At 70.5% G+C, this 24,302-nt stretch carries 21 protein-coding genes and 1 pseudogene; 13 read left to right on the top strand and 9 right to left on the bottom strand.

Going from position 1 to position 24,302, the window contains the following annotated elements:
* Positions 1 to 137 precede the first annotated feature (137 nt).
* A complete protein-coding gene (locus KV203_RS19295) occupies positions 138 to 1,976 on the top strand; it encodes an acyl-CoA dehydrogenase (protein WP_066473358.1) in 1,839 nt (612 codons plus the stop codon).
* 6 nt (positions 1,977 to 1,982) lie between these two features.
* On the opposite strand, the gene trxA is transcribed toward KV203_RS19295, so the two are convergent.
* Positions 1,983 to 2,378: a thioredoxin gene (trxA, locus tag KV203_RS19300; RefSeq protein WP_246600336.1), complete on the bottom strand. Its 396-nt coding sequence runs from the start codon at positions 2,376 to 2,378 to the stop codon at positions 1,983 to 1,985.
* Positions 2,379 to 2,529: 151 nt separating this feature from the next.
* On the opposite strand from trxA, the gene KV203_RS19305 reads away from it, so the two are divergent.
* The 4 genes from KV203_RS19305 (at position 2,530) to KV203_RS19320 (ending at position 5,060) form a co-directional block, all read left to right on the top strand.
* Complete coding sequence (locus KV203_RS19305) at positions 2,530 to 2,934, top strand: SdpI family protein (protein ID WP_066473356.1); 405 nt, start codon at positions 2,530 to 2,532, stop codon at positions 2,932 to 2,934.
* A gap of 106 nt (positions 2,935 to 3,040) precedes the next feature.
* Complete coding sequence (locus KV203_RS19310) at positions 3,041 to 3,907, top strand: TIGR04222 domain-containing membrane protein (protein ID WP_066473354.1); 867 nt, start codon at positions 3,041 to 3,043, stop codon at positions 3,905 to 3,907.
* Entirely contained in the window at positions 3,904 to 4,758 is an 855-nt protein-coding gene (locus KV203_RS19315; RefSeq protein WP_066473497.1) for an MbnB/TglH/ChrH family RiPP precursor modification enzyme, read from the top strand. The genes KV203_RS19310 and KV203_RS19315 overlap by 4 nt, the downstream gene beginning before the upstream one ends.
* Positions 4,755 to 5,060: an SCO6045 C-terminal-like domain-containing protein gene (locus KV203_RS19320; protein WP_066473352.1), complete on the top strand. Its 306-nt coding sequence runs from the start codon at positions 4,755 to 4,757 to the stop codon at positions 5,058 to 5,060. The genes KV203_RS19315 and KV203_RS19320 overlap by 4 nt, the downstream gene beginning before the upstream one ends.
* Here the strand turns inward: KV203_RS19320 and KV203_RS19325 are convergent.
* Positions 5,057 to 6,226, bottom strand: a complete 1,170-nt coding sequence (locus KV203_RS19325) for an N-acetylglucosamine-6-phosphate deacetylase (protein WP_246600338.1) — start codon at positions 6,224 to 6,226, stop codon at positions 5,057 to 5,059. The genes KV203_RS19320 and KV203_RS19325 overlap by 4 nt on opposite strands.
* A gap of 91 nt (positions 6,227 to 6,317) precedes the next feature.
* Between KV203_RS19325 and KV203_RS19330 the strand changes: the two genes are divergently transcribed.
* Together KV203_RS19330 and KV203_RS19335 are read left to right on the top strand one after the other, a co-directional pair.
* Positions 6,318 to 7,280, top strand: a complete 963-nt coding sequence (locus KV203_RS19330; protein ID WP_083530249.1) for a DUF1648 domain-containing protein — start codon at positions 6,318 to 6,320, stop codon at positions 7,278 to 7,280.
* A gap of 22 nt (positions 7,281 to 7,302) precedes the next feature.
* Positions 7,303 to 8,274, top strand: coding sequence for a bile acid:sodium symporter family protein (locus tag KV203_RS19335; protein ID WP_066473349.1), 972 nt, complete (start codon positions 7,303 to 7,305; stop codon positions 8,272 to 8,274).
* A 35-nt stretch (positions 8,275 to 8,309) separates the two neighbouring features.
* Here KV203_RS19335 and KV203_RS19340 read toward each other — a convergent pair whose 3' ends face one another.
* On the bottom strand, positions 8,310 to 8,960 hold the full coding sequence (locus KV203_RS19340) for a YqgE/AlgH family protein (protein WP_066473347.1): 651 nt from the start codon (positions 8,958 to 8,960) through the stop codon (positions 8,310 to 8,312).
* Positions 8,961 to 8,998: 38 nt separating this feature from the next.
* On the opposite strand from KV203_RS19340, the gene KV203_RS19345 reads away from it, so the two are divergent.
* Both KV203_RS19345 and KV203_RS19350 read left to right on the top strand, forming a co-directional pair.
* Positions 8,999 to 9,868, top strand: a complete 870-nt coding sequence (locus KV203_RS19345) for a hypothetical protein (RefSeq protein ID WP_066473345.1) — start codon at positions 8,999 to 9,001, stop codon at positions 9,866 to 9,868.
* Between the two features lie 108 nt (positions 9,869 to 9,976).
* Positions 9,977 to 11,278: an MFS transporter gene (locus KV203_RS19350; RefSeq protein ID WP_066473489.1), complete on the top strand. Its 1,302-nt coding sequence runs from the start codon at positions 9,977 to 9,979 to the stop codon at positions 11,276 to 11,278.
* On the opposite strand, the gene fgd is transcribed toward KV203_RS19350, so the two are convergent.
* Genes fgd through KV203_RS19875 form a run of 5 tightly spaced genes read right to left on the bottom strand, consistent with a single transcriptional unit; the run spans position 11,238 to position 14,974 of the window.
* Entirely contained in the window at positions 11,238 to 12,248 is a 1,011-nt protein-coding gene (gene fgd, locus KV203_RS19355; RefSeq protein ID WP_066473343.1) for a glucose-6-phosphate dehydrogenase (coenzyme-F420), read from the bottom strand. The genes KV203_RS19350 and fgd overlap by 41 nt on opposite strands.
* A 13-nt stretch (positions 12,249 to 12,261) precedes the next feature.
* Positions 12,262 to 12,993 carry an ABC transporter ATP-binding protein gene (locus KV203_RS19360; protein WP_066473341.1) on the bottom strand — a complete coding sequence of 244 codons (732 nt, stop codon included), beginning with the start codon at positions 12,991 to 12,993 and terminating at the stop codon, positions 12,262 to 12,264.
* Complete coding sequence (locus KV203_RS19365; protein WP_066473339.1) at positions 12,990 to 13,781, bottom strand: ABC transporter permease; 792 nt, start codon at positions 13,779 to 13,781, stop codon at positions 12,990 to 12,992. Before KV203_RS19365 ends, KV203_RS19360 begins: the two co-directional genes overlap by 4 nt.
* 15 nt (positions 13,782 to 13,796) lie before the next feature.
* Positions 13,797 to 14,570 (bottom strand): molybdate ABC transporter substrate-binding protein, encoded by a 774-nt coding sequence (gene modA, locus KV203_RS19370; protein ID WP_066473486.1) that lies wholly within the window; start codon positions 14,568 to 14,570, stop codon positions 13,797 to 13,799.
* Positions 14,570 to 14,974, bottom strand: a complete 405-nt coding sequence (locus tag KV203_RS19875) for a TOBE domain-containing protein (protein WP_066473332.1) — start codon at positions 14,972 to 14,974, stop codon at positions 14,570 to 14,572. Before KV203_RS19875 ends, modA begins: the two co-directional genes overlap by 1 nt.
* A gap of 123 nt (positions 14,975 to 15,097) precedes the next feature.
* Here KV203_RS19875 and KV203_RS19880 point away from each other — a divergent pair, with 123 nt between their 5' ends.
* Positions 15,098 to 15,976 (top strand): hypothetical protein, encoded by an 879-nt coding sequence (locus KV203_RS19880; protein WP_066473330.1) that lies wholly within the window; start codon positions 15,098 to 15,100, stop codon positions 15,974 to 15,976.
* 47 nt (positions 15,977 to 16,023) lie between these two features.
* On the opposite strand, the gene KV203_RS19380 is transcribed toward KV203_RS19880, so the two are convergent.
* On the bottom strand, positions 16,024 to 17,505 hold the full coding sequence (locus KV203_RS19380) for a CCA tRNA nucleotidyltransferase (protein WP_066473328.1): 1,482 nt from the start codon (positions 17,503 to 17,505) through the stop codon (positions 16,024 to 16,026).
* A gap of 74 nt (positions 17,506 to 17,579) precedes the next feature.
* Here KV203_RS19380 and KV203_RS19385 point away from each other — a divergent pair, with 74 nt between their 5' ends.
* From KV203_RS19385 to murJ, 3 genes and pseudogenes are all read left to right on the top strand, one after another.
* On the top strand, positions 17,580 to 18,119 hold the full coding sequence (locus tag KV203_RS19385) for an NUDIX hydrolase (RefSeq protein ID WP_157079904.1): 540 nt from the start codon (positions 17,580 to 17,582) through the stop codon (positions 18,117 to 18,119).
* A gap of 1,577 nt (positions 18,120 to 19,696) precedes the next feature.
* Positions 19,697 to 20,506: pseudogene (locus KV203_RS20165) on the top strand (DUF6049 family protein); the annotation flags it as partial.
* Positions 20,507 to 20,556: 50 nt separating this feature from the next.
* On the top strand, positions 20,557 to 24,279 hold the full coding sequence (gene murJ / locus KV203_RS19395) for a murein biosynthesis integral membrane protein MurJ (RefSeq protein WP_373279248.1): 3,723 nt from the start codon (positions 20,557 to 20,559) through the stop codon (positions 24,277 to 24,279).
* Positions 24,280 to 24,302 lie beyond the last annotated feature (23 nt).

Consider the following 24,302-nt stretch of genomic DNA (forward strand, 5'->3'; position numbering starts at 1 on the left):
ATGGTATTACACATGTTATCGTGCGTCGGACGCCATTCGATGGCGTCAGATTTCGGCCGAGTGCGGCCTCGGGAACGCTGCGGCGGCCGGAACCGGTGCCGGTGGCAACCGGTGTAACAGCAAAGGAAGTAGGCGTCGTGGGGCACTACAAGAGCAACGTCCGCGATCTCGAGTTCAACCTCTTCGAGGTCCTCGACCTCGAGCCCGTCCTGGCCGAGGGGGCCTTCGAGGGACTCGACCGGGAGACGATCCACGACATCCTCGTGGAAGTCCGGCGCCTGGCCGAGGGACCCTACGCCGCGTCGTTCGCCGACGCCGACCGCAATCCGCCCACCTTCGACCCGGAAACGCACACCGTGACGCTGCCCGAGTCGATGCAGCGGTCGCTGCGGGCGGCGCTCGACAGCGGTTGGGATCGACTCGGTCTGGCGCCGGAAGTCGGCGGCGCGCCCGCGCCGAAGGTGCTCACCTGGTCGATCGTCGAGATGTTTCTCGGCGCCAATCCCGCCGTTCACCTCTACTGGTCCGGAAACACCTTCGCGGACATTTTCTTTCACGTGGGCACCGAAGAGCAGAAGCGGTGGGCGGCGATCGCGGCCGAACGCGCGTGGGGCGGCACCATGGTGCTGACCGAACCGGACGCCGGTTCCGATGTCGGCGCGGGGCGCACGAAAGCCGTACGGCAGGACGACGGCTCATGGCACCTGGACGGGGTGAAGCGCTTCATCACCAGCGGTGACTCGGGCGACATGTTCGAGAACATCTTCCATCTCGTCCTCGCCCGGCCCGAGGGAGCCGGCCCCGGGACGAAAGGGCTGTCGCTGTACTTCGTGCCGAAGTACCTCTTCGACCCGGGCACCGGCGAACCGGGGGAACGCAACGGCGTGTTCGTCACCGGGGTGGAGCACAAGATGGGTCTCAAGGGCTCGGCCACCTGCGAACTCACCTTCGGCCAGCACGGCGTTCCGGCCAAGGGCTGGCTGGTCGGCGAGGTGCACGACGGCATCGCGCAGATGTTCAAGGTGATCGAATTCGCGCGAATGATGGTGGGCACGAAGGCGATCGGGACCCTGTCGAGCGGGTACCTGAACGCCCTGGAGTACGCCCGAACGCGCGTGCAAGGCGCGGACATGACGACGATGGCCGACCGCAATGCGCCGAAGGTGACCATCATCCACCATCCGGATGTGCGGCGGTCGCTGATGCGCCAGAAGGCATACGCCGAGGGCTTGCGCGCCGTGTATCTCTATACCGCCGCGCACCAGGACGACCTCGTCGCGGCGCATGTTTCCGGCGCCGACGCAGCGACGGCCGCGCGGGTCAACGATCTGCTGCTGCCGGTCGTGAAGGGAGTCGGTTCCGAGCGCGCCTACCAGTGCCTGGCCGAATCCCTGCAGACACTCGGCGGTTCCGGCTTCCTGCAGGACTACCCGCTGGAGCAGTACGTGCGCGACGCCAAGATCGATTCGCTGTACGAAGGTACGACGGCGATCCAGGCACAGGACTTCTTCTTTCGCAAGATCGCCCGAGACGGCGGCGTTGCGCTGGCCCACATTTCCGCGCAGATCACGCAGTTCCTCGACGACGAGGTCGGCGGCAAACACCTCGAAACCGAACGCGCATTGCTGGCAACGGCACTGGCCGACGTGCAAGCCTCGGCCGGCACGATGATCGGCTGGTTGACCGAGGCGCAGCAGCAAGCCCGGCTGCTGTACCGGATCGGGCTCGCCTCGGTGCGGTTCCTGCTGGCGGTCGGCGATCTGCTGATCGGATGGCGGCTGCTCGTCGCGGCCGCAGCAGCGCTACGCGCCCTCGACGCCGACACCGTGGTCCCCGCAGACGGCGCGTTCTACGAGGGCAAGATCGCGGTCGCGCAGTTCTTCGCCCGCACCGTGCTCCCCGAGCTGTCGGCCGCCCGGACGATCATCGCCGAGCTCGACGACGAGGTGATGAGCGTGTCCGAAGCGGCGTTCTGACGCTCGCTACGCCCGCGGCTCACCCGCAGCATCCAGCCGGCTCGTGATCATCGTTCGTAGCGTGCCCTCGGGCTGCGCCCCGACGACCGTCCGGACCACCTGCCCGTCTTGCAGGAACAGCAGCATCGGGATGCTCTGCGCGCGATAGCGCTGGGCCAGCTGGGGCGATCGGTCGACGTCGACCTTGACCACCTTGAGCCGGCCGGCGAACTCGACGCTGAGCTTCGCCAACACCGGCGCGACCATGCGGCACGGCCCACACCATGCTGCCCAGAGATCGACCAACACCAGCTTGCTCGTATCGACGATCTGGTCGAAATCGGTGTCCGACGCATCCACCAGCCACGGCAGGTCGTGCTTACAGTTCGCGCAGCGCGGCGTCCCGTGGGTGGCGTCGGGCACTCGGTTCTTGGTACTGCACTGGGGACAACGCACCACTCGGCTGCTCGTGACCGTCACGCCTTCCCATGATGCCACCCGGGGTACGCCTGATTCCGGGTCGCGGCGCGACGCTGGAGCCGCCGCTGATCGACCGGCCCGATACCCTGACCGGGTGTTCGTGATCTCCGTCGTGCTGTTCGTGCTGGCCGCGGCCGGCGCGATGTCCGGCCTCGCCGGCTGGTTCGGCCGGCTGCCCCGCAGCAGCGGGTTCGGCGTACGCACCGAAGCATCGATGCAGGACGACGCCGCGTTCCGGACGGTGAACCGAGCGGCCGCGCCCGCCGTGCTCACCGCCGCCGTGCTGATCGCGGTGGCCGGCGCCGCGACACTGGCGCTGCCCGGGCCGTGGGGTTGGCTCGCTGCGCTGGGTCTGGTCGGGTTGGCGCTGGGCACCGCCGGGATCGGCGCGACCGTTGCCTCGCAGGCGGCTGCGCCCGTCGCCGACGACGGCTGTGGCCAAGCCTGCGGCAGCTGCGCGCTGCGCGACGGATGCGCGCCGGCAGGTCCGCACAGCTAGGGGCGGACATTTCTACGAGAAACCAAACTGGCGATAGCCCCGGTAGCCGCTCATTATTGAGTGTGCTGCCGCCCGAACCGCGGGCACCCTCGGGGGAGGACTAGCAATGGATACCTGGGGTATTCCCGGCCCGATGTTCCTGCTGGGTTATCTGTTCGTCGCGGTGGGTGCCGTGCTGCTCACCGTCCTGGTCCGCCGAGCCCGAGACGGCCGCCCGGATGCCGACCCGGAGCGGACGCCGACCGGCCCCGAGGCCGGCATGCTCAACCGGGACGTCAACGCCATCGCCGCTGCGATGGCACAGCTACGCGCGGACGGACTGATCGATTCCACCGGCGGGCATACCGACCGGCGACCCGGCCGCCTGGAACCGTTCACCCGCGCGGTGTACGACGCGCTCGGCCACGGCGGGAAGAGCCTGCCCGAGCTGCGCAGCGAGCTGGCCGACCCGCTGGCCCGGCTACGGACGTCGCTGACCGACGCGGGCCTGCTCACCTCGCCGGATCAACGTCGGGACCGACTGTTCACCGCATTCCCGGTGCTGCTCGTGCTGCTCGTCGGGATCGCCCGGATCTTCGCCGGCCTCGCGAACGGCAAGCCGGTGTTGCTGCTGGTGCTGGCCGTGACCGTGTTGGGGGTGGTCTTGGTGGTGCTCTGCCTGCCGCAGCGCCGGACCCGGCTCGGCAACCGGACGCTGCAAGCGGCAACCCGACGCAACCAGGCGCTACGGCCGGGGAACCGACCGGCACTCGCCGCGTACGGCCCAGGCGGGGCCGGGCTGGCCGCCGGGCTGTTCGGCGGAGCGGCCTTGTGGTCGCTCGATCCGAGTCTGGCCGCCGCAGCCGGGGTCGAATCGACCGGCGGCAGCGGCGGGAGCAGCTGCGGCGGAACCATCAGCAGTGGCGGCGGTTGCGGCGGTGGCGGTGGCGGTGGATGCAGCAGCGGTGGCGGTGGCGGGGGGTGCGGCGGATGACCGGCCTGCTGCCGAGTGGGGTCGGGATCGGCTGGCGGCCGGAAATCTGCGGGCTGATCGCCGAACTCGATCGGCCGGCGTTCGCCGAAGTGATCGCCGAATCGCTCGGCCGCGCCGTCCCGGACGAGCTGGCGGACCTGCTCGCGTCGGGCGTACCGGTGGTGCCACACGGGATCGGGCTGTCGCTGGGCAGCGCCGACGGAATCGACCCGGCGCGGGTATCGCACCTGGCCCGCTGCGCCGAGCTGGTATCGGCACCGCTGGTCAGCGAGCACATCGCGTTCGTCCGCGGGGGTGGGCTGGAAGCGGGGCATCTGCTCCCGTTGCCCCGCACCCGGGAAGCGCTGGACGTGGTGGTGCGCAATATCGCCCGCACCCAGGATGGGCTCCCGGTGCCGCTCGCGGTAGAGAACATCGCGGCGTTGTTCGATTGGCCGGACGCGGAATTCACCGAGGCCGAGTTCCTTACCGAGCTGCTCGACCGTACCGGTGTGTATCTCCTGCTCGACGTCGCCAACGTCTACGCGAACGCACGCAACCGAGGCCGCGATCCCGCTGTCGAGCTGGCCCGGCTACCGATCGAACGGGTCGCCTACTGCCATGTCGCCGGTGGGCACGTCGCCGACGACCGCTACCACGACACGCATACCGATCCGGTTCCCGCCGAGGTGTTGGCGCTGGTCACCGCGGTGGCGGAACGGACGACGGCCACCGCCGGGCCCGTGCCGTTCCTGCTCGAACGCGACGGCAACTACCCGCCGCGGGCGCAGTTGTTCGCCGAGTTGGACGCGATCGCGGACGCCGCGGGCCGGCGCCGGGTCACGCCGGGCAGCGTCGCGGTGATCGGATGAGTCTGGCGCAGGAGCAGGCGGCGCTGGTCCGGGCGCTGGTCGCGGACGGACCAGTACCGCCCGGCTTCGACGCCGCCGACCTGGCCGTCACCGCCCGCGCGCTGCTGCACAAACGCGCCGACGAGGTAGCGCAGCGATATCCGATGCTGGTCGCCGCACTCGGCGCCGACTATCTACCGACGTTCACGGCGTGGGCCGCCGGTAGGCCGAAGACGAGCACTGCCGCGGACGGTCGAGCGTTCGCGGCGCACGCCGGGGTGCGGTTGCGGCGGCGAAGCAGGCTGTTTCGTCGCCGGGGCTAATCAAGCGCCGAAAACACCTGCCGCACTTCCCACTCCGGCGACAGCACGACCAGGTCGGCGAGCGTGCCGGGGGACAGGTCGTGCACCGGGATACCCAGCGCCCGGGCCGGCACCGTGGACGTCTGCAGCACCGCGGCGAGCAATCGGGAATCGTCGGGTCCGTCCGGCACTCCGCAGGCCATCCGGAACAGTCGGTCCATCGTCGCGGTGCTGCCGGCGATCGTGGACGAACCGGTGAGCCGGGCCACCCCGCCGGTGACGGTGACCGGGCGGGTGCCGAGCCGGTACTCCCCGTCCGGCCGACCCGCCGCCGCCATCGCGTCGGTGATCAGCGCGATCCGGCTCGGACCGACCAGACCGCCGACCCACCGATACATCGCCGGATCGAGATGCACCCCGTCCGCGATCAGCTCGACCGTGACCCGCGGGTCCGCGGTGAGCGCGACGACCGGGCCGGGCTCGCGGTGGCCGATCGGCCGCATGGCGTTGAACAGGTGGGTGGCCACCGACGCCCCGGCGGCGATCGCTGCGCGGGTCTGCCGGTGGTCGGCCTCGGTGTGCCCGATTGCGACCACCACCCCGGCGGCCCGGAACCGCTCGATCGCAGCCGGCGCGCCGGGCAGTTCCGGGGCCAGGGTGACCATTCGGATGGTGCCGGCGCCGGCGTCGAGCAGCCGCCGAATCTCGTCCTGTTTCGGTAGCCGCAACGCTGCCGGGTCGTGCGCGCCACACCTGGTCGCCGCCAGCCACGGTCCCTCCAGATGGATGCCGGCCAGCGCGCCGGACTCCACCTGCGGTACCAGCGCCCGGACCTGGCGAACGAGCAGTTCCGGCGGTGCGCTGACCAGGCTCGCGCACATCCGGGTGGTGCCGTGCGCCCGATGCGTGGCGATCGCGGTGCGGACCTGCTCGGGCGAGCCGGCGTCGAAGGATGCGCCGCCGCCGCCGTGCACGTGCATATCCACGAACCCGGGGACGACGGTCCCGTCCCGCAGATCGACCGTCGCCCGGCACGCCGAACCGCCCGTCGGCGGGCGCGGTCCGACGGAACTCACCCGGCCGTCGGCGGCCACCTCGAGCCAGCCCGGCCGATGCACGACCCCGCCGGCAACGACCGTCGCCGCCCGGAAGAGTCGGGCGCCGGAACGCCGACTGTCCACCGACACGATCTCTCCTCCCGTCGGCGACCAGCATCGCACCGGAGCTCGTCGGCCGATTCGGGCCTGGTGCCGGTGTCCGGCAGGCACACTTGGCGGCGTGCGGTACCACCGGATTGTCGACCCGTGGGGACTGGTCTTCGGAATCGGGCTGCCGCTGCTCGCCGCCGCGACCCAGCTCGGGGTGGTGGGGGCCTGGCGCGCCCGACTACCGGACCGGATCGCGACCCATTGGTCGGGCAGCGAGCCCGACGGGTTCAGCAACCCGACCACCTTCGGCTGGCAGATGGCTCTGGTCATCCTGCTGGTCGGCGGCGGTTGCTGTGCGATCGCCGCGTTGGCTCAGGCGATGCTGCTGATGCGCCGCACCATGCTCCTGGTCGGGCTACCGGTGGTCGGCCTGCTGCTGGCTGTCGGGATCGGCGCGGTAGGGGTGCAGCTCGACCAGGTCGCACCGGAACCCCGATTCCCCGGCTGGACGCTGGGCGTGGGCACACTCGTCGGGTTCGCTCTCGGTCTGCTCGGCGCCCGACTCCTGCGGGATTACCGGACCCGGGTGCCCGCGACCGCGGCACCGCCGGTCGAGCTGCCGCGGGGTCCGGCGGTGCCGGTGGCGGAGACAGTCGGATTCAGCGGTCGCGATCTGACCATCGTCGGCGGGTTGCTCGCGGTCGGGGTGGCGCTGGGCTGCTGGTTCACCGACTCGCTCTGGCCGCTGTACACAGCCCTACCGGCTGCGCTGCTGTTGCTGTGGCTCAGCCGCTACCGCATTACCGTCGACCGGCGCGGGGTACGGGTACGCAATCTGGGCATGACCTCGGTGGCGGTGGACCTGGACGAAATCACCGGCGCCGAGGTGGTGGAGGTCCGCGCGTTGCGTGACTTCGGCGGCTGGGGCCTGCGGGTACGCCGCCCCGGTCGCTACGGCATCGTCACCCGAACCGGGACCGCGGTCCGGATCGGCACCACCGGCTCGCTCACCCTCACGATCACCGCGGACAAAGCGGCCGCGATGGCCGGGGCACTGAACAGTTACGCCGACCGGCTGCACGACCGGGCGTGAGCTGAGCAACTAGCCTGGGCCGGTGCGGCTGCCCAGCAAACTCCCGGTCGACGGGTTCGTGCTGGCAATCCTGGCGGTTGCGGTGCTGGCCGGCGCGCTGCCGGCGCGCGGTGCCGGCGCGGACATGTTGGGGTGGATCACCAAGATTGCGATCGCCGGGCTGTTCCTGCTCTACGGCGCCCGGCTGTCGACTCGGGAGGCCCTGGCCGGGCTGCGGCATTGGCGGTTGCACGCCGTCGTGCTCGCGTGTACCTATCTGGCGTTTCCGATCTTCGGGTGGGCCGCGCAGCTGCTCGTGCCGTCGGCGTTGCCGGCCGACCTGTACTCCGGCTTGCTCTATCTGTGCCTGGTGCCGTCGACGGTGCAGTCGTCGATCGTGTTCACCTCGATTGCCAAGGGGAACGTGGCCGGTGCCGTGGTCAGTGCATCGTTGTCCAACCTGGTGGGTGTGTTCCTCACCCCGGTGCTGGTGATCGCGTTGATGCACACCACCGGAGGAGTCGCGGTGGATCCGTCGTCGGTGCTCGACATCGTCGGGCAGCTGCTGGTGCCGTTCGTCGCCGGGCAGTTGCTGCGACCCTGGATCGCCGGCTGGGTGAGTGCCCACTCGGCCGGGCTGAAGCTGGTCGACCGGGGCTCGATCCTGCTGGTGGTCTACAGCGCGTTCAGCGCGAGCACGGTCGAGGGAATCTGGCACACGGTGTCGCCAGTGCAGGTCCTGGCGCTGCTCGGCTGCACCGGCGCCTTGCTCGCAGCGATGCTCGCGGTGTCGGCCGGACTGAGCCGACTACTCCGATTCGGCCGGGGCGACCGGATCGTCGTGGTGTTCTGTGGGTCGAAGAAGAGCCTGGCCAGCGGGTTGCCGATGGCTACCGTGCTGTTCGCCGGCCAGCCGATCGGCCTGCTGCTGCTCCCGCTGATGCTGTTTCACCAGATTCAACTGATCGTCTGTGCCGCGTTGGCCGACCGGTGGGGCCGCGCGGCCCCCGAATAACTACGCAGTCGGTAGATTCTCGGCGCGCACCGGCGTCAGTTGCGCTCGACCTCGATCGGATGGGTGGCCAGCAACGCGAGCGGCATCGGCTGACGGCGTAACACCGCCGCCCACAGATCCACCCGCGGGTCGACCAACAGATCGCCGGCCCGCGCGGACAGCACCATCCAGTCGCCGCGTTCCAGTTCGCTCTCCAGCTGACCGAACGTCCAACCGGAATAGCCGACGAAGATCCGGGCCCCCTCGACGAACGGCGCCAACCGGCGCGGATCGGCGTCGAGGTCGGCGATCGCCACCCGGCCGGCGACCCGGCGCAATCCCACCCGGCTGTCGCATTCGGCGCCCACCCGCAACACCGCGAGACATAGTGCGGCATCGCGTTTCACCGGTCCGCCGACGTACAGCGAGGTCGGCCGGGACAGGGTGGCCCAGCGAGGCAACACCCGGCCGACCGGAATCTCACTGGGTCGGTTGATCACCACGCCGAGGCTGCCCCCGTCGTTGTGCTCGATGATGTAGATCACGGTCCGCCGGAAGGTCGGCTCGGTCAACTCGGTGGCCGCGATGAGCAAACTCCCGGGCCGTACCTGCTCAGCTGCTGCGACTGCATCCCCGTACCGCTCCCGGAAGTCGGGTCGGCGGGACCCGTCATCCGCCTGCTCATCTTGCGCCACGTCCCCAATCATGACACTCGCGCGTTCCGCTGTCGTGGAACGGTTGTCGGGTGTACCGATTCACCAACCTCACCGCGGCGCTGCGGGACGACGACAGCCCGTTGCGGGCATTTCTGCTGGACCGGTTTCCGCACGTCCGGCCGATCCAGCAGCGTTACCGTGCGGGCGCGGGGGAGTTGCTGGTGCCCGGCGGCAGCGCCGATCCGGCGACCGTCGGCACCGCGTTCGACTACCTGGTCCGATTCGCCCTGGACGCCGCATATCTGCCCGTACCGGCGATCATCGGCTTCGGCGACGATCCGGCGGCGGCACCGGTGCAGGCGATCGTCCGGACGGCGCAGAATGCCGAACCCGGCTCGGTCGAGCAGGCCCGAGCCGGGTGGGCCCTCGCCCTGTGCACCGACGTGTACCGGCGCGGACTGCGTCCCGACTCGCCGCTGACCGGACTGCTCGATGCCGGCCGGTTCACCGCGACGGAACTGCTCCGACTGGCCTCCCGGGACGCGCTCGGCCAGTTGGCCGCGCTGACCGAGGTCGCGGACGTTTTCCTGCTGCCCGAGCTGCGCGCCCGCGCGCCACTCGCGCTCGGGCCGACGTTTGCCGCATCGGTGCGGTGCGCGGCCGACGCCGATCTGATAGCCGACGGCGTGCTGATCGATATCAAGACTCGGCTCGGTCCGGCCGACCCCCGCACCGGCGCGCGGTCGGACCGGTTGCCCCGCGCCGACCTGTACCAACTGATCGGCTACGCGTTGTTCGACTCCACCGATCGTTACGGCATCCACGAAATCGGGCTCTACTCGGCTCGATACGGCTACTTCCCGCGCTGGCCGATCTGCGACGTGCTGGCCGAACTGGCCGGCGGGCCGGTGGACCTGGCCGGCGAGCGGCGAGCGGTCGCACGGCTGCTCGGTGGTTAGTCGCGTGGTGGTTGGTCGCGTGGTGGTTGGTCGCGTGGTGGCGGACACGACCGGCCGGGCACTAATCTCGACCCGGTGAGCGATCACGGACCGTCGGCATCGGCCGAAATCGCTCCCGCGCAACGACGTATTCGCGTGCGAACCGCACTGCGGGCCAGCCCCGGCCTGGGCAAGCTCACCGTCATCCGGTTCGCCGGACAGTTCGGCGACGGGATGTTCCAGGCGGCATTGTCCGGCGCAATCCTGTTCAATCCGGAACGGGAGACCGATCCGCTCGCGGTCGCGGCCGGATTCGCGGTGCTGCTGCTGCCGTACTCGATTCTCGGTCCGTACGCCGGCGCCATGCTGGACCGCTGGGATCGACGCAACGTCCTGTTGACCGCGAATCTGCTTCGCGCCGTGCTGATCTGTGCGGCCGCCGGCCTGGTCGCGGCCGGCGGCGGGCCCACCGCGCTGTTGCTGCTCGCGCTCACGGTGATCGGGATCAGCCGATTCGTCCTCGCCGGGGCGAGCGCCGCACTGCCCCATGTGGTGCGACCGGGCTGGCTGATCCCGATGAACTCGCTGTTCGCCACCGCCGCGGCCGCATTCGGCGGCGTCGGCGCAGCCGTCGCGGTCGCGGTGATCGGCCTGCTCGGCGGAGGTGATTCGGCCGGCGCGGTCGCGGTGCTCGGCGCCGCCGCCGGATCGCTGCTGAGCGCACTGGCCGCGATCCGGTTTCGCCCGGGCGAGCTCGGACCGGACCGCGCCGGCGCGATCCGGTCCAGCGGGTGGGCCGGGTTCGCGGCGGGTCTGCGCACCGGGGTCCGCGCGGTCTGGTCCCGACCCGGCGTGACGACTGCATTGCTCGGGATCGGTGCGCACCGTGTGCTTTTCGGGATCGATACGTTGATCATGGTGTTGGTACTGCGCCAGCACAGCGCCGACACCATCGGCGGGCTGGTCGGCTTCGGCGTCGCGATCGCCGCAGCCGCCGCCGGCATGCTGTTCGCGGCGGTGGTGGCGCCCCTGCTCATCCCCCGGTTGGGCCGGTCCCGCACGGTCGTCGCCGGACTGCTGCTGGCCGCGGTCAGCCAGCTGACCCTGGTATCGCAGCTGACCCAACCGACCCTGCTGGCCGGGGCCGCGCTACTCGGGTGCACCGGCCAACTGGTCAAGCTGACCGGCGACGCCGCGTTGCAGCTGGAGGTCGACGACGCGCACCGCGGTCGGGTATTCGCGTTGCAGGACACCGTGTTCAACGGCGCTTTCGTGGTGGCGCTGACCGGAGCGGCGCTGCTGGTGCCGGCCGACGGCCGGTCGGTCGGGCTGGTTGTCGCCGGCGCCGGCGTCGTAGGACTGGCGTTGCTGGCGGTCGCGGCGAACGAGCTCAGCCGAGGGCGCGCAGACCGGGCACCACATCCCGGGTGAACTGCTCGAAGAACCGGCGCTGGTCTGCGCCCGGCGCGTGGAAGACCAGGTGGTTCAGTCCGGCATCCAGGTACGGCTGGATCTGGGCCAGCGCGGTGTCCGGGTCGGTGGCGACGATCCAACGTCGGGCGATCTGCTCGATCGGCAGCGCGTCGGCGGCGGCTTCCATCTCGATCGGGTCGTCGATCGAGTGCTTCTGTTCGGCAGACAACGACAGCGGCGCCCAGAACCGGGTGTTCTCCAATGCGAGGTCCGCATCGGTGTCGTAGGAGATCTTGATTTCGATCATCCGGTCGATTGCCGCCACGGACCGGTCCGCCTTCGCCGCCCCCTCGGCCAGCGCCGGCATCAGCTTGTCGGTGTAGAGCTCCATGCCTTTCCCGGACGTGCAGATGAAGCCGTCCGCAACTCGACCGGCGTACCGGGCGACCACCGGACCGCCGGCCGCGACATAGACCGGCACCCCGCCATCGGGAACGTCGTAGATCGACGCACCGCGGGTGCGGTAGTACTCCCCGTCGAAATCCACCCGGTCCCCGCGCCACAACTCGCGCATCAATGCGATCGCCTCGCGCAGCCGGGCGAACCGCTCCTTGAAATCGGGCCATTCGCCCTGGAATCCGGTGGCGATCTCGTTCAACGCCTCGCCGGTACCGACGCCGAGCATGACCCGATCGGGATAAAGGCAGGCGGCGGTCGCGAAGTATTGCGCGACGACCGCCGGGTTGTACCGGAACGTGGGGGTGAGCACCGAGGTGCCGAGCATGATCCGCTCGGTCCGCTCGCCGACCGCGGACAGCCACGCCCACGACGCCGGGGCGTGCCCGCCGGTGTGTCGCCACGGCTGGAAATGATCGCTGACCGTGGCCGAATCGAAGCCGAACCGCTCCGCGAGCACGCCCAGCTCGACCAGTTCGCGCGGTCCGAACTGCTCGGCCGACGCCTTGTATCCCAGTCTCAATCCCGGCATGCCGCCAGCGTACTCACGCCGGGTCGGCCGGGGGGATGCCGATGTCTGCGCCGAACGTCCCGGTCATCCGGCCGACGAAATCATTGCGCGGGCCGCCGACCACGTCGGCCAGGGCACCCTGTTCGACCACCCGGCCCTGCTCCAGCACCGCAACCCGATCGGCCAGCGCCACCACGTCGGCGACATCGTGGCTGACCACGATGGCGATATGGCGCCGCCGGCGGAGCACCTCGCGTAACAACGCCCGGATCGCCGGGGCGGCCGCGGCGTCCAGCGCGGCCAGCGGCTCGTCCAACAACAACACCTCGGGTTCGGCGGCGAGTGCCCGCGCTATCGCCACCCGCTGCGCTTGGCCGCCGGACAGCTGCGCCGGTTTGCGACCACCGAGGTCGCCGACTCCTACCGCGCCGAGCAGTTCGCCGGCCCGGCGGCGGGACTGCGCCCGGCCGACCCGCCGGCACCGCAACGGGAACGCGACATTCGCGGTGGCGGACAGATGCGGGAAGAGCAACGGCTGCTGTGACAGCAGCCCGACCGGCCGTCGACTGGGCGGTCGCCCGGCGAGTTCCCGCCCGGCCAAGCACACCGACCCGCCGTCCGGGATCAGCCCGGCGATCACCTCCAACACGGTCGACTTGCCGGCGCCGTTCGGGCCGAGCAACGCCAGGACCTCGCCGGCGGCGATCTGCAACCGGACGGCGACGTCGCGCTCCGGCACGGCCAGGTCCAGCGTCAGACCGCTCACCAGGCGCCCCGCGAACGCGGCCGGGCGAGCACCACGATCAGCACGGCTACCGCGACCAGCACCAGGGACAGGGCGACGGCGGCGTCCGGGTCGGTCTCCCGTTGCAGATAGATCTCCAGCGGCAGCGTGCGGGTGCGACCCTGCAGGCTCCCGGCGAAGGTGAGGGTGGCGCCGAATTCGCCCAGCGCGCGGGCGAACGACAACACCACCCCGGACGCCAGCGCCGGCGCCAGCAGCGGAATCGTCACCCGCAACAGCACGGTGCTCGGCCGGGCACCGAGCGTCGCAGCGATCGCCTCGTAGCGCTGCCCACCGCTACGCATCGCACCCTCCAGCGTCAGCACCAGAAACGGCAGCGCGACGAACGTCTGCGCGAGTACCACCGCGGTGGTGCTGAACGCGATCTGCACCCCGGCCGCGACCAGGTGTCGGCCGAGCAGACCGGTCCGGCCGAACGCCCCGAGCAGTGCGATCCCCCCGACCACCGGGGGGAGCACCAACGGGAGCAGCACCAGCGCCCGGATCACCGCCATGCCGCGCCACGGCACCCGGGCCAGCACGACCGCCATCGGCACCCCGAGCAGCACACAGGCCACGGTGGCCGCCGACGCGGTGCGCAGGCTCAACTCCAGGGCGGCGCGCGACGATTCCGAGGTGATCAAGGCAACGAACCGGGGCCAATCCACCTGGCCGACCATGGCGAACAGCGGCACGGTGACCAGCGCGAACCCGACCACGCAGGGCACCAGCAGCCACACCGGAACGGCCGGATTACGCCATCTCAGCACCGCCCGCTCAACCCGTCACGGCGCGCCGAACCCGGCCTGCTGTAGCACGTCGCGTCCCTGCGGACCGGCGACCAGTTCGGCGAATTCCCGCCCCCCCGTGGCGTTCTTCGCGTCGGCGAGCACCCCGATGGGGTAGATGTTCACCACGCCGGACGACTCGGCGAACGGCACGGCGGTCACCTTGTCGCCGGCACCGGAGGCATCCGTGCGGTATACCAGCCCGGCGTCGGCCTGCCCGGAGGTGACCTTGCCGAGCACGTCGGTGACCGCTTGCTCCTCGCTGACCGGCTTGATGTCGACGTTCGCCGCCTGTTCCACCTTCACCGCCGCCGACCCGCACGGCACCTGCGGGGCGCAGACCACGACCGAGACATCCGGCCGGGTCAGGTCGGCGAGCGTGGCGATGCCCTTCGGATTGCCCGGGGCCACTGCGATGGTCAGCGTGTTGCTGGCGAAGTTCACCGGCTGATCGGTGATCTCGTGCGCGTCGGTCACCTTGGTCATGTTCGCGGTGTCGGCCGACGCGAACACGTCGGCCGGTGCGCCGGCGATGATCTGTTGCGCCAGATCGGACGAACCGGCGAACTGGAAATCGACCTTGCTGCCCGGGTACGCCTGCTCGAACTGCCGGCCGAGCTCGGTGAACGTCGCCTTCAGCGACGCCGCCGCAAACACCGTCACCGGGCCCGTGGCCGCACTGTCGGTCGCCGACGAACCGGACGCCGTAGCGCCCGACCCGGACGAATCGGTGGAACTGCACCCGACCAAGGTCAGCGCGCTCGCCGCGATCAGGACTCGGGCGGCGTTTCGACGACCACGTTGGTCGCCTTCACGGTGGCCACCGCCACCCTCCCCGGCGCCAAACCGAGCTCCCGGACGGCTTCGCTGCTGATCAACGACACGACTGTGAACGGTCCGCATTGCATCTCCACCTGTGCCATCACCCCGTCGACGACCACATTGGTCACCAGGCCGGGAAACCGATTGCGCGCGGAACTGGAACCGGACAACGGCCACCGCGGCGCGCGCGCGGCGTTGTCCCGGGCGAAGGCGGCGAGCGTCGCTCCGTCCACCACCAGACGACCCGACTCGTCTCGCTCGGCGACCAACGAGCCACCGTCGATCCACCGTCGCACGGTGTCGTCGCTGACCCCGAGCACAGCGGCTGCATCCCGGATTCGCAGACTGGACACAGCACCGAAGATTACCGCGGTTTCGGCGGAAACATCCGATCGGAACCGTAGCTGCGGCGCAGTTCGGCTATCTGCCGACAACACGCGGTACGACACAGCCCGGCGGCATACGCTCGAATCGTCATGCCGTCCTACTTCGACCCACGCAACTTCGATCCCCGCAATCTCGACCCACGCAATCTGGATCCACGCAATCTGGATCCACGCAGTCTCGATCCACGTACCTGGACGCCGTTTCGGGCGGCCGGCGCCGGGCGGGCCTGGCTGGATCAGTGGCTGACGATGACCACTGCCTGGGTCGACCCGGTGGCGATGCTCGGCTCCGGCACGGTCACCGCGTTGATGCCGGACGTGGTGGTCGACGCGCTGTCGCTGGGTATCGCCAGTCGATTCGGCGGGCAGCGGATTCGGCTCACCTTGGCCGATCGCGCGGTGAGCGCCGAACTGCGTTCGCTTTCGGTCCGTCGCACCGGGGCATTCCTGCAGGTCACCGTGGAGCTGGCCGATCTCGACTGGGACGGGTACCCCGTCCGCTCGGTTCAGATTGTGGCCAACCGGGTTCGGCTGATCCCCGGCGTGCCGACGCGGATCGACGCCGCGCAGATCGACGTCGAGGCGGCACTGGCGACCACCACGCTGTTGGACTGGATCAATCAGCAGGGGACGGATTGGCGAATCGCACTCGATCCCGCAACCGGTAAGTTGCTGGCCACCCACCAGAGCCGCGGCATCGTCGCCGAGGTCACCGGCCGGATCACCGACGACCTGCTCCGGATCGACATCGGCCGGGCCAGTTGGCGCGGCGTGCCGGTGCCGTCCTGGCTCCTTCCGTCGCGCACCGTGCCGCTGTCCGACCTGCCGAACCAGACCCGGATCGTCCGCGCCGTGCGCGAACGCGGGATGGTGTACATCACCCTGGACATCCCGCAGACCAGCGGCTCGTTCGACCTCGGGCAGATGCGCGACGCGATCGTCGGCGGCACCGCACTGAAGTTTTGGTGAGTACTGAATTCTGGTGAATACCGGAGTTCTGGTGAGTACGGGTCGCGCTACTGCGCGCGCCACCAGGCCAGCAACGCCGCCTCGGCGTCGTCCCGAGACAGCGGCCCGCGGTCCAATCGCAGCTCCTTGAGGTACCGCCAGGCCCGCCCGACCTGCGGGCCGGCCGGGATGTCGAGCAGCTCCATGATCGCGTTGCCGTCCAGATCCGGGCGCACTCGGGCCAGGTCCTCCTGCTCGGCCAGGCGGGCGATCCGAGCCTCCAACTCCGAGTAGGTGGCCTGCAAGGCGGCCGCCCGGCGCTTGTTGCGGGTGGTGCAGTCGGCGCGCACCAACTTGTGCAGCCGGGGCAACAGATCTCCGGCGTCGGCGACGTAGCGCCGGACCGCCGAGTCGGTCCAGCGACCCTTGCCGTAGCCGTGGAATCGCAGGTGCAGGAACACCAGCCGGGACACGTCCTCGGTGAGCTGCTTCGGGTACTTCAGCGCCCGCATCCGGGTGCGTACCTGCTTGGCCCCGACCACCTCGTGGTGGTGGAAACTCACCCCACCGCCCGGCTCGTGCCGGCGGGTGGCGGGCTTGCCGATGTCGTGCAGCAGGGCCGCCCACCGCAGCACCAGGTCGGGATCACCGTCCTCCAGGTCGATCGCCTGGGTCAGCACGGTCAGCGAATGCCGGTACACGTCCTTGTGCTGATGATGTTCGTCGATCTCCAGTCGCATCGCCGGCACCTCCGGCAACACGCGGTCGGCCAGGCCGGTCTCGACCAGCAGGTCGATCCCCTCCACCGGGTAGTCGCCGAGGAGGAGTTTGTCCAACTCGGCCCGGACCCGTTCGGCGGTGATCCGGTCGATCTCGCCGGCCATCGCCCGCATCGCGGCGCGGACCCGCGGTGCCGGCTCGAAACCGAGCTGGGAGACGAACCGGGCCGCCCGCAGCATCCGCAACGGGTCGTCGCCGAACGACTGCTCGGGCGTCGCCGGCGTATCCAGGACGCCGGCCAACAGGGCATCGAGGCCGCCCAGCGGATCGACGAAGTCCGCGGCACCGGTGCCGGCGACGCGCACCGCCATCGCGTTCACGGTGAAGTCCCGTCGCACCAGATCTTCGGCCAGGGTGTTTCCGTAGGCCACCACCGGGTTGCGGGAAGTCCGGTCGTAGGCGTCGCTGCGATAGGTGGTGATCTCGATCTGATGGGCGCCCTTCGCCGCGCTGATCGTGCCGAACGCCAGGCCGGTGTCCCACTGGTGGTCGACCCAGCCGCGCAGGATTTCCTGCACCTGCTCGGGACGCGCGTCGGTGGCGAAATCGAGGTCGGCACCGAGCCGGCCGAGCACCGCATCGCGAACGCTGCCGCCGACCAGGTACAGCTCATGGCCGCGCTCGGCGAACCGGCTGCCCAGCGCGGCCAACACGGCGGATTCCTGCCGCAACGACACCGCCGCCGCAGCCAACAGCCGGGTACGCCGATCCGGCGTGTCGCCCGCCTGCTGCGGGCGGTCTGGCGAGGCGGACGGCCGTGACGAAACCACGGGACCGCAGCATAGGCGATGCACGCTCGGCAGAGTTCCGGGCCCGAGGGGCGCTACCAGCTAGAATTGCCCGGGTGTCTCCGGCCGATCGCACGAACAACCGGCGGCGACGGACCCGGCGGCGTGGCGGGGCCGCCGCCGGTAGGCGACGATTACGTACCGTGCTGGAGACGTCCGCCGGTGGGCTGGTGGTGGCGGGCCTGGATGGGCCGCCCGAACAGGTACGCGCGGCCCTGATCGGCCGGACCGACCGCCGCGGCCGGCTGCTCTGGTCGTTACCCAAAGGCCACATCGAGCCCGGCGAGACGGCCGAGCAGACCGCGATGCGTGAGGTCGCCGAGGAGACCGGCATCCAGGGCCGGGTGTTGACCGCGCTGGGCAGCATCGACTACTGGTTCGTGACCGAGGGCCGGCGGGTACACAAAACGGTCCACCACTTCCTGCTGCGGTTCGTCGGCGGTGAACTGTCCGACGCCGATACCGAGGTCACCGAGGTGGCCTGGGTGCCGCTGGCGGAGCTGCCCACGCGACTCGCCTACGCCGACGAGCGTCGTCTCGCCGAGGTCGCGACCAAGCTGATCGAGCGGATGGGTGGAGGTGTCGGCACGGCATGAGACGGGTGGTGGCGGTACTTGCCGCGATCGCGCTGCTCGTCGGGCCCGGGGCCGCGCTCGGCTGGGCGCAGACCACCCGCGATCCGGGCGATGAACCGGACCGGTTCATCCGGATCTCGATCGATTCGGTGGCGCCCAACACGGTCACCCTGACCAGCGACCCGGTCGTGGTGATCACCGCGACCGCCTACAACATCGGCGACCGCACGGTCCGCGACATCACCGCCCGGCTGGAGCGTGGGGCCGCGATCTCCACCTCGATCGGGCTGCGTACCGCGCTCGCCCCCGGCGCGGCCGACCAGGTCGTCACCGGGGACTACGTCACCGTTGCCGACCGGCTCGGGGCCGCCCAACACAAGCAGTTCACCCTGACCATGCCGCTGCGCTCGGACCCCGACCTGCCTACTCCGACCCGCTCCCTGGGCATCACCAAGCCCGGGGTGTATCCGCTGTCGGTCGGTCTGAACGGAACCCCGGACTTCACCGGCGCCGCCCGACTCGACGACGCCGCGTTCCTGCTGCCCGTGCTGGGGGTGCCGGCCGACCCGGCCGCCGCCGACCCGGCCGATCCCGACGCGACAGCGGTGCTACCACCCCCCGCACCACCGATCGCGACCACCGTCCTCTGGCCGCTCGCCGCCCGTCCACGGTTGGTCGGTGGCCGCACCGGTGCTGCCGACCAACCGGTTCGGCTGCTCGACGACGAGCTGGCGGGCGAGCTGGCCAAGGGCGGCCGGCTCGACGATCTGGTCAGTGCGCTGGAATTCGCGATCGGGCCGAACGACCGCGAGCACAAGGTGGCCGACAGCGTATGCCTGGCGATCGACCCCGACCTGCTGATCACCGTATCGGCTATGACCCGCGGGTATCAGGTACCGCAGCGCCCGGAAGATCCGGCCGGGCCGACGCGGGCGGGCACCGGCGCGATGTCCGCGGCCGGCTGGCTGAATCGGGTCCGCGCACTGGCCGGGCGGGTGTGCACGGTCGCGGTGCCGTACGCGCAGGCCGACCTGCCCGCGGTACGTGCGATCGGCGCGGCGGCGGTGACGGCCGGGGCGATCACCGACCCGACCGGGATCGTCGACACCGTGCTCCAGACCAGCTCGCGCCCGGGCGTGATCTGGCCCGACGCCGGCGCGATCGACGACGACACCGCGACCCTGCTGCACGATCTCGGAACCGACACCGTGCTGCTGGCAGGCAGTGCCGTGTCCGGCGGCAACCCCGCCGTGACCCCGCCGGATCTGGTCCGGTTCCCGGCGATCAGCCGGCCGGTTACTGCCGTCCCGACCACCGCGCCGGCGCCGAGCACCGAACCAGCTCCCACCACCGAACCAGCACCGACCACCGAACCAGCACCGACCACCGAACCGAACGCGGCGACGCCCACGCCGGGGCCACCCCCACCGGCCGCGCCGGACCCGGCGCTGCACGCCGCGGTGATCGATGTGTCCACCGCCTCCGCCTTCGCCGCCACCGGATCCGCGCCGTACGTCCCGTCGTTCGCCCCGGAACGCGCCCGGTTCCCGCTCGGCGACGATTCGCGGGACGCCCGACTCCAGGACGCGCTGGCCGCGATGGCGTGGTCCGCGGTGACCCCGCTGCCCGGCTACCCACGCTCGCTGCTCGTGGCGCCGCCGCAACAGTGGTCGGTGAACCGCGACGAGGCAGCCACGGTGCTGGCCGAGCTCGCGACGCTGTTCCGGTCCGGTCTGGCGGTCCCACGCCGGTTCGCCGACCTGCTCGCACAATCGCCGGACCCGCAACCGTTCGAGCTGAACTACCCGCAGCAGGTGATCGACGACGCCACCCCCGAATCGCTACGAGCCCCGATCCGGGACCAATCCGCCCGGCTGGACACGTTGGCTGCCGCGCTGGTGGACGACCCGCAGCGGGAGCTGGACCCGAGCGACTTCCTCGCTCCGCTCCGCCAGGACCTGGTGCGGGCGCTGAGCCTGTCCGGCCGCCGCTCGGCCGATCCGGAGAGCAATGATCGATCGGCCGCGGACGCGGCGGCCTCCGATCGGCTCGCCCGGTCCGGGACGACGCTGGCCGGCCTGTTCGGCCAGGTGACCGTGCTCGCTCCGGGTGGTGCCTACACCCTCGCCTCCGAGCAGAGCCCGCTGCTGCTGGTGGCCCGCAACGACCTGCCGGTCGGTATCCGGGTGCGGGTCCGGATCGACGCGCCGTCCGCGATGACCGTCGACGACATCGGGGAACAGCTGCTCCCGCCGAACGGCAGCCGGACCCTGCAGCTCCCGGCCAAGGTCGCCGCCACCCGGAACCTGGTGGTGCACGTGGGGCTCAGCACCCCGGCCGGGCAACCCCTCGGGGATCCGACAGCACTCTCGGTACGCTCCAATGCATACGGCAAGGCGCTGGCGATGATCACCGCGAGCGCCGGCGCGTTGTTGCTGTTGCTCTCCGGGCGACGGCTCTGGCACCGCTTCCGCGGTCAGCCGGACCGGGCCGACGAGGGTTACCCAACCCGACGGCATCGGCGCACGGCGCGAGGTCATCGGGTGGCGCGGCGCCGCGCCACCAGCCGACAGCGGACCGAACGCCAGTACCCCGGCCGCGCCCGAGCCAGCCGACGAGGGGATCGATGAGCCCTAGCACGGACCGGCGCCTGCTCGCGTCCACCGGTTCGATGGCGGTGGCCACCCTGGCCAGCCGGATCACCGGCTTCTTCAAACAGACCCTGCTGCTCACCGTCCTCGGCGGAGCGGTGGCGTCCTCGTTCACCGTGGCCAGCGTGATCCCGAACATGATCTCGGAGCTGGTGCTCGGTTACGTCCTGACCGCGATCGTCGTACCGGTGCTGGTCCGGGCCGAACGCGAGGATCCCGACCGGGGTGCCGCGTTCATCCGCCGACTGTTCACCGCCGCCTGCGTCCTGCTGGGTGTGGCAGCGTTGTTCGCGACCGCTGCCGCACCCCTGCTCACCACGCACGTCTTCCTGTCCGACGACGGTCAGGTGAACACCGCACTGACCACGGCCCTGTCGTATCTGCTCCTCCCGGCGATCCTGTGTTACGGGCTGACGGCGCTGCTCACCGCGATCCTCAACACCCGAGAGGTGTTCAAACCGGGCGCGTGGGCGCCCGTGCTGAACAACCTCGTCGTGCTGGCGACCCTCGGCATCTACGTGCTGATCCCCGGCGAGATATCGCTGGATCCGGTCCGGATGGGCGATCCGAAGCTGCTCACATTGGGCCTCGGCGTCCTGCTCGGAGTGGTGGTGCAGGTGTTGTCGCTGGTGCCGGCGATCCGCCGGGAAGGCGTCGACCTGCGACCACTGTGGGGAATCGACCGACGGCTGCGTCGGTTCGGTGGGATGGCCGTCGCGATCGTGTTGTACGTACTGATCAGTCAGATCGGCTGGATCGTCGCTACCCGGATCTCGTCCCACGTCGACGCCGCCGGCCCGGCGATCTACCAGCAGGCATGGAACTTGCTGCAACTGCCGTACGGGGTGTTCGGCGTCACCGTGCTCACCGCGATCATGCCTCGGTTGAGCCGGCATGCCGCCGCCGACGACACCCCCGCCGTGGTGAACGACCTGTCGGTGGCGACCCGCTGGACCCTCCTGGCGCTGGTCCCGGTAGCTGCGTTCCTCACCGTGGCCGGCCCGATCATCGGCACTGCGCTCTTCGGCTACGGCAATTTCGGCACCGCCGACGCACACCGGCTCGGCGAGGCGGTGCGCTGGTCGGCGTTCGCGCTGATCCCGTACGCCCTGGTCCTGATCCATTTGCGCGTGTTCTACGCCCGCGAAGAAGCCTGGACCCCGACCTGGATCGTGCTCGGCATCACCACGGTGAAGATCGGCCTGTCGGCGCTGGCGCCCCTGCTGGCCGGTGGTCCCGGCCAGGTGGTCGTCCTGCTCGGCTCGGCCAACGCCCTCGCCTACGTCGCCGGGGCGATCATCGGCGGGCTCTTGTTGCACCGCAGCCTCGGCAATCTTCGGCTGGGCAGCATCGCGCGGACCGGCTGGGCCGTGCTCGGCGCCGCACTCGCCGGTGTGGCGGTGGTTGCAGTGGCGGACCGGCTGACCGGCCTGCACCGCCTGGCCGACGTGTGGGGCGGTCCGGGAGCGCTGGTCGCGGTGGTGATCGACGGCCTGCTGATGCTGATCGTGACCCTCACCGTGCTGCGACTGGTCGGGGTCCCGGAGCTGGTCGCGGTCACCAGAGCCGTTTCCCGACGGCTCCGTCGCGGGTCGGCCGGCCCGGTCCGGTCGCCGCGTCGGCCGGAGGAATATGACCCACTGATGGATGCGGAGACGATGGTGATGCCCGTAATCCGAGTGGGACCGCTTTATGACGCTCGAACCGAGACGGTCCCGTACGCTGTTCCGAAGGGGAGTGTCCGGGGGACGGCATGGCAGCAATACGCTAATGAAGGAGTCAGGGTGAGCGACGACGCGACCGCCGACATCTCAGGCGGCGATGCGCACGCGGACCCGCAGCGCGGGGGAATTTTCACCGAGACGAAGAACAATATACCGGCTGGGCCGAGAAGGGTCGCAGCGACACCGCCGCCGATTCGCGACGACGGTACGGCCGATCATGCGGCAAGCCCGGCCCCGGCCGGACCGAGTACCGGCAGCAACCCGGCCGTCCGCGGGCCGAGCCTGATCCCGGGTGCCTCGGTGGCCGGCGGCCGATATCGCTTGCTCGCGCCGCACGGCGGCGCCCGCGGCCTGATGTTCTGGCAGGCGCTGGACACCAAACTCGACCGCGAAGTCGCGCTCACCTTCGTCGACGCCGAGCAGAACGCTCTCACCGTCACCGGTGAGGACGGCCCTCAGGCGATCCTGTCCCGGACCCTGCGTCTCGGCCGGATCTCCTCACCCGGACTGGCCCGGGTACTCGACGTGGTTCGAGGCAGTTCCGGCGGCATCGTCGTCGCCGAATGGACCCCCGGCCGCTCGCTCCGCGAGATGGCCGACACCCGCCCGTCCCCGGTCGGGGCGGGCCGCGCGATCGCTGCGCTGGCCGCAGCTGCCGAACAGACCCACCGGGCCGGTTCGGCGCTGTCGATCGATCATCCGGACCGCGTCCGGATCAGTGTGAACGGCGACGCCGTCCTCGCTTTCCCGGCGACCCTCGCCGACGCCGACCCGCAATCGGACGTACGTGGTCTCGGCGCCATGCTGTACGCCCTGATCACCGCCCGTTGGCCGCTCGGCGGTCCGCCGGCAGGCGTCTCCGGGACGGCCGCCGCGGCCGGCACCCGTACGGTCGGTGGCCTCCGGCCGGCCGACCGTAATCCCGACGGAAGTCCCGTCGAGCCGCGCAGCATCCGGCCCGAGGTGCCGTTCGAGATCTCCGCCATCGCGGTTCGAGCCCTTCAGCCCAACCGCGGCGTACGAACCGCGGCGACGGTGCAGCACGTGCTCGAACAGGCCTCGGTGGTGAATCAGAAGACCGATCTGATTCCGGCATTGCGGCTGGGCCAACGCAGCCCGGGGGCCACCGGACATTCGCTGACCGATCCGGAACAGGTGGCCGCGGAGCGAGCGCGCTCGAAGCGGACGCTGATGATGATCGGCGGTCTCGGTTCGCTCGCGGTGCTGGTGCTCGCCCTGCTCGGCTGGTGGGTGGCCAACTTCCTCGCCGGTGGCGGTAGTCAGCCGCTTTCCGAGCAGAACCTGGGCCTGACCTCGACCAACGCCGCGTCGGCCGACGGCAGCGGTGGTGCCGAGGCGGGTGCCGCGCCGGTACAGCCGTCCGGCGTCACGGTGTACTCACCGCAGGGCACCGCGGACAACGCCGGCGCAGCCGGCCAGGTGCTCGACAACAACCCGGGCACCACCTGGCGCACCGACAACTATCTCCAGCCGCTTCCGGCATTGAAACCGGGCCTCGGACTCATGCTGACCCTGCCTGCTCCCACCAAGCTGAGCGAGGTGTGGATCAACTCGCCGTCCGCCGGTACCGGCGTCGAGATCCGCAGCGCGGCGAGCGAGAACCCCGCCTTCGACCAGACTCAGGTGATCGGCAACGCCACACTCACCAGCGGGGTCACCAAGATCCCGATCAATTCGGACCAGCCGGTGAGCCAGGTGTTGATCTGGATCAACAAATTGGCTTCGAACGGTGGCGGGCAGAACCAGTCGATCATCGCTGACGTGGGCATTACCGCCGCGCCTTGATTTCGAACTCCAGACCGAGCTGA

This window comes from Skermania piniformis, from assembly GCF_019285775.1.
Taxonomy (GTDB): domain Bacteria; phylum Actinomycetota; class Actinomycetes; order Mycobacteriales; family Mycobacteriaceae; genus Skermania; species Skermania pinensis.

Bases quoted from the DNA above. Each gene is read 5' to 3' on its own strand.
- KV203_RS19310 (WP_066473354.1), top strand. From the start codon at position 3,041: ATGGATACCTGGGGTATTCCCGGCCCGATGTTCCTGCTGGGTTATCTG.
- KV203_RS19315 (WP_066473497.1), top strand. From the start codon at position 3,904: ATGACCGGCCTGCTGCCGAGTGGGGTCGGGATCGGCTGGCGGCCGGAA.
- KV203_RS19320 (WP_066473352.1), top strand. From the start codon at position 4,755: ATGAGTCTGGCGCAGGAGCAGGCGGCGCTGGTCCGGGCGCTGGTCGCG.
- KV203_RS19340 (WP_066473347.1), bottom strand. From the start codon at position 8,960: ATGATTGGGGACGTGGCGCAAGATGAGCAGGCGGATGACGGGTCCCGC.
- fgd (WP_066473343.1), bottom strand. From the start codon at position 12,248: ATGCCGGGATTGAGACTGGGATACAAGGCGTCGGCCGAGCAGTTCGGA.
- KV203_RS19880 (WP_066473330.1), top strand. From the start codon at position 15,098: ATGCCGTCCTACTTCGACCCACGCAACTTCGATCCCCGCAATCTCGAC.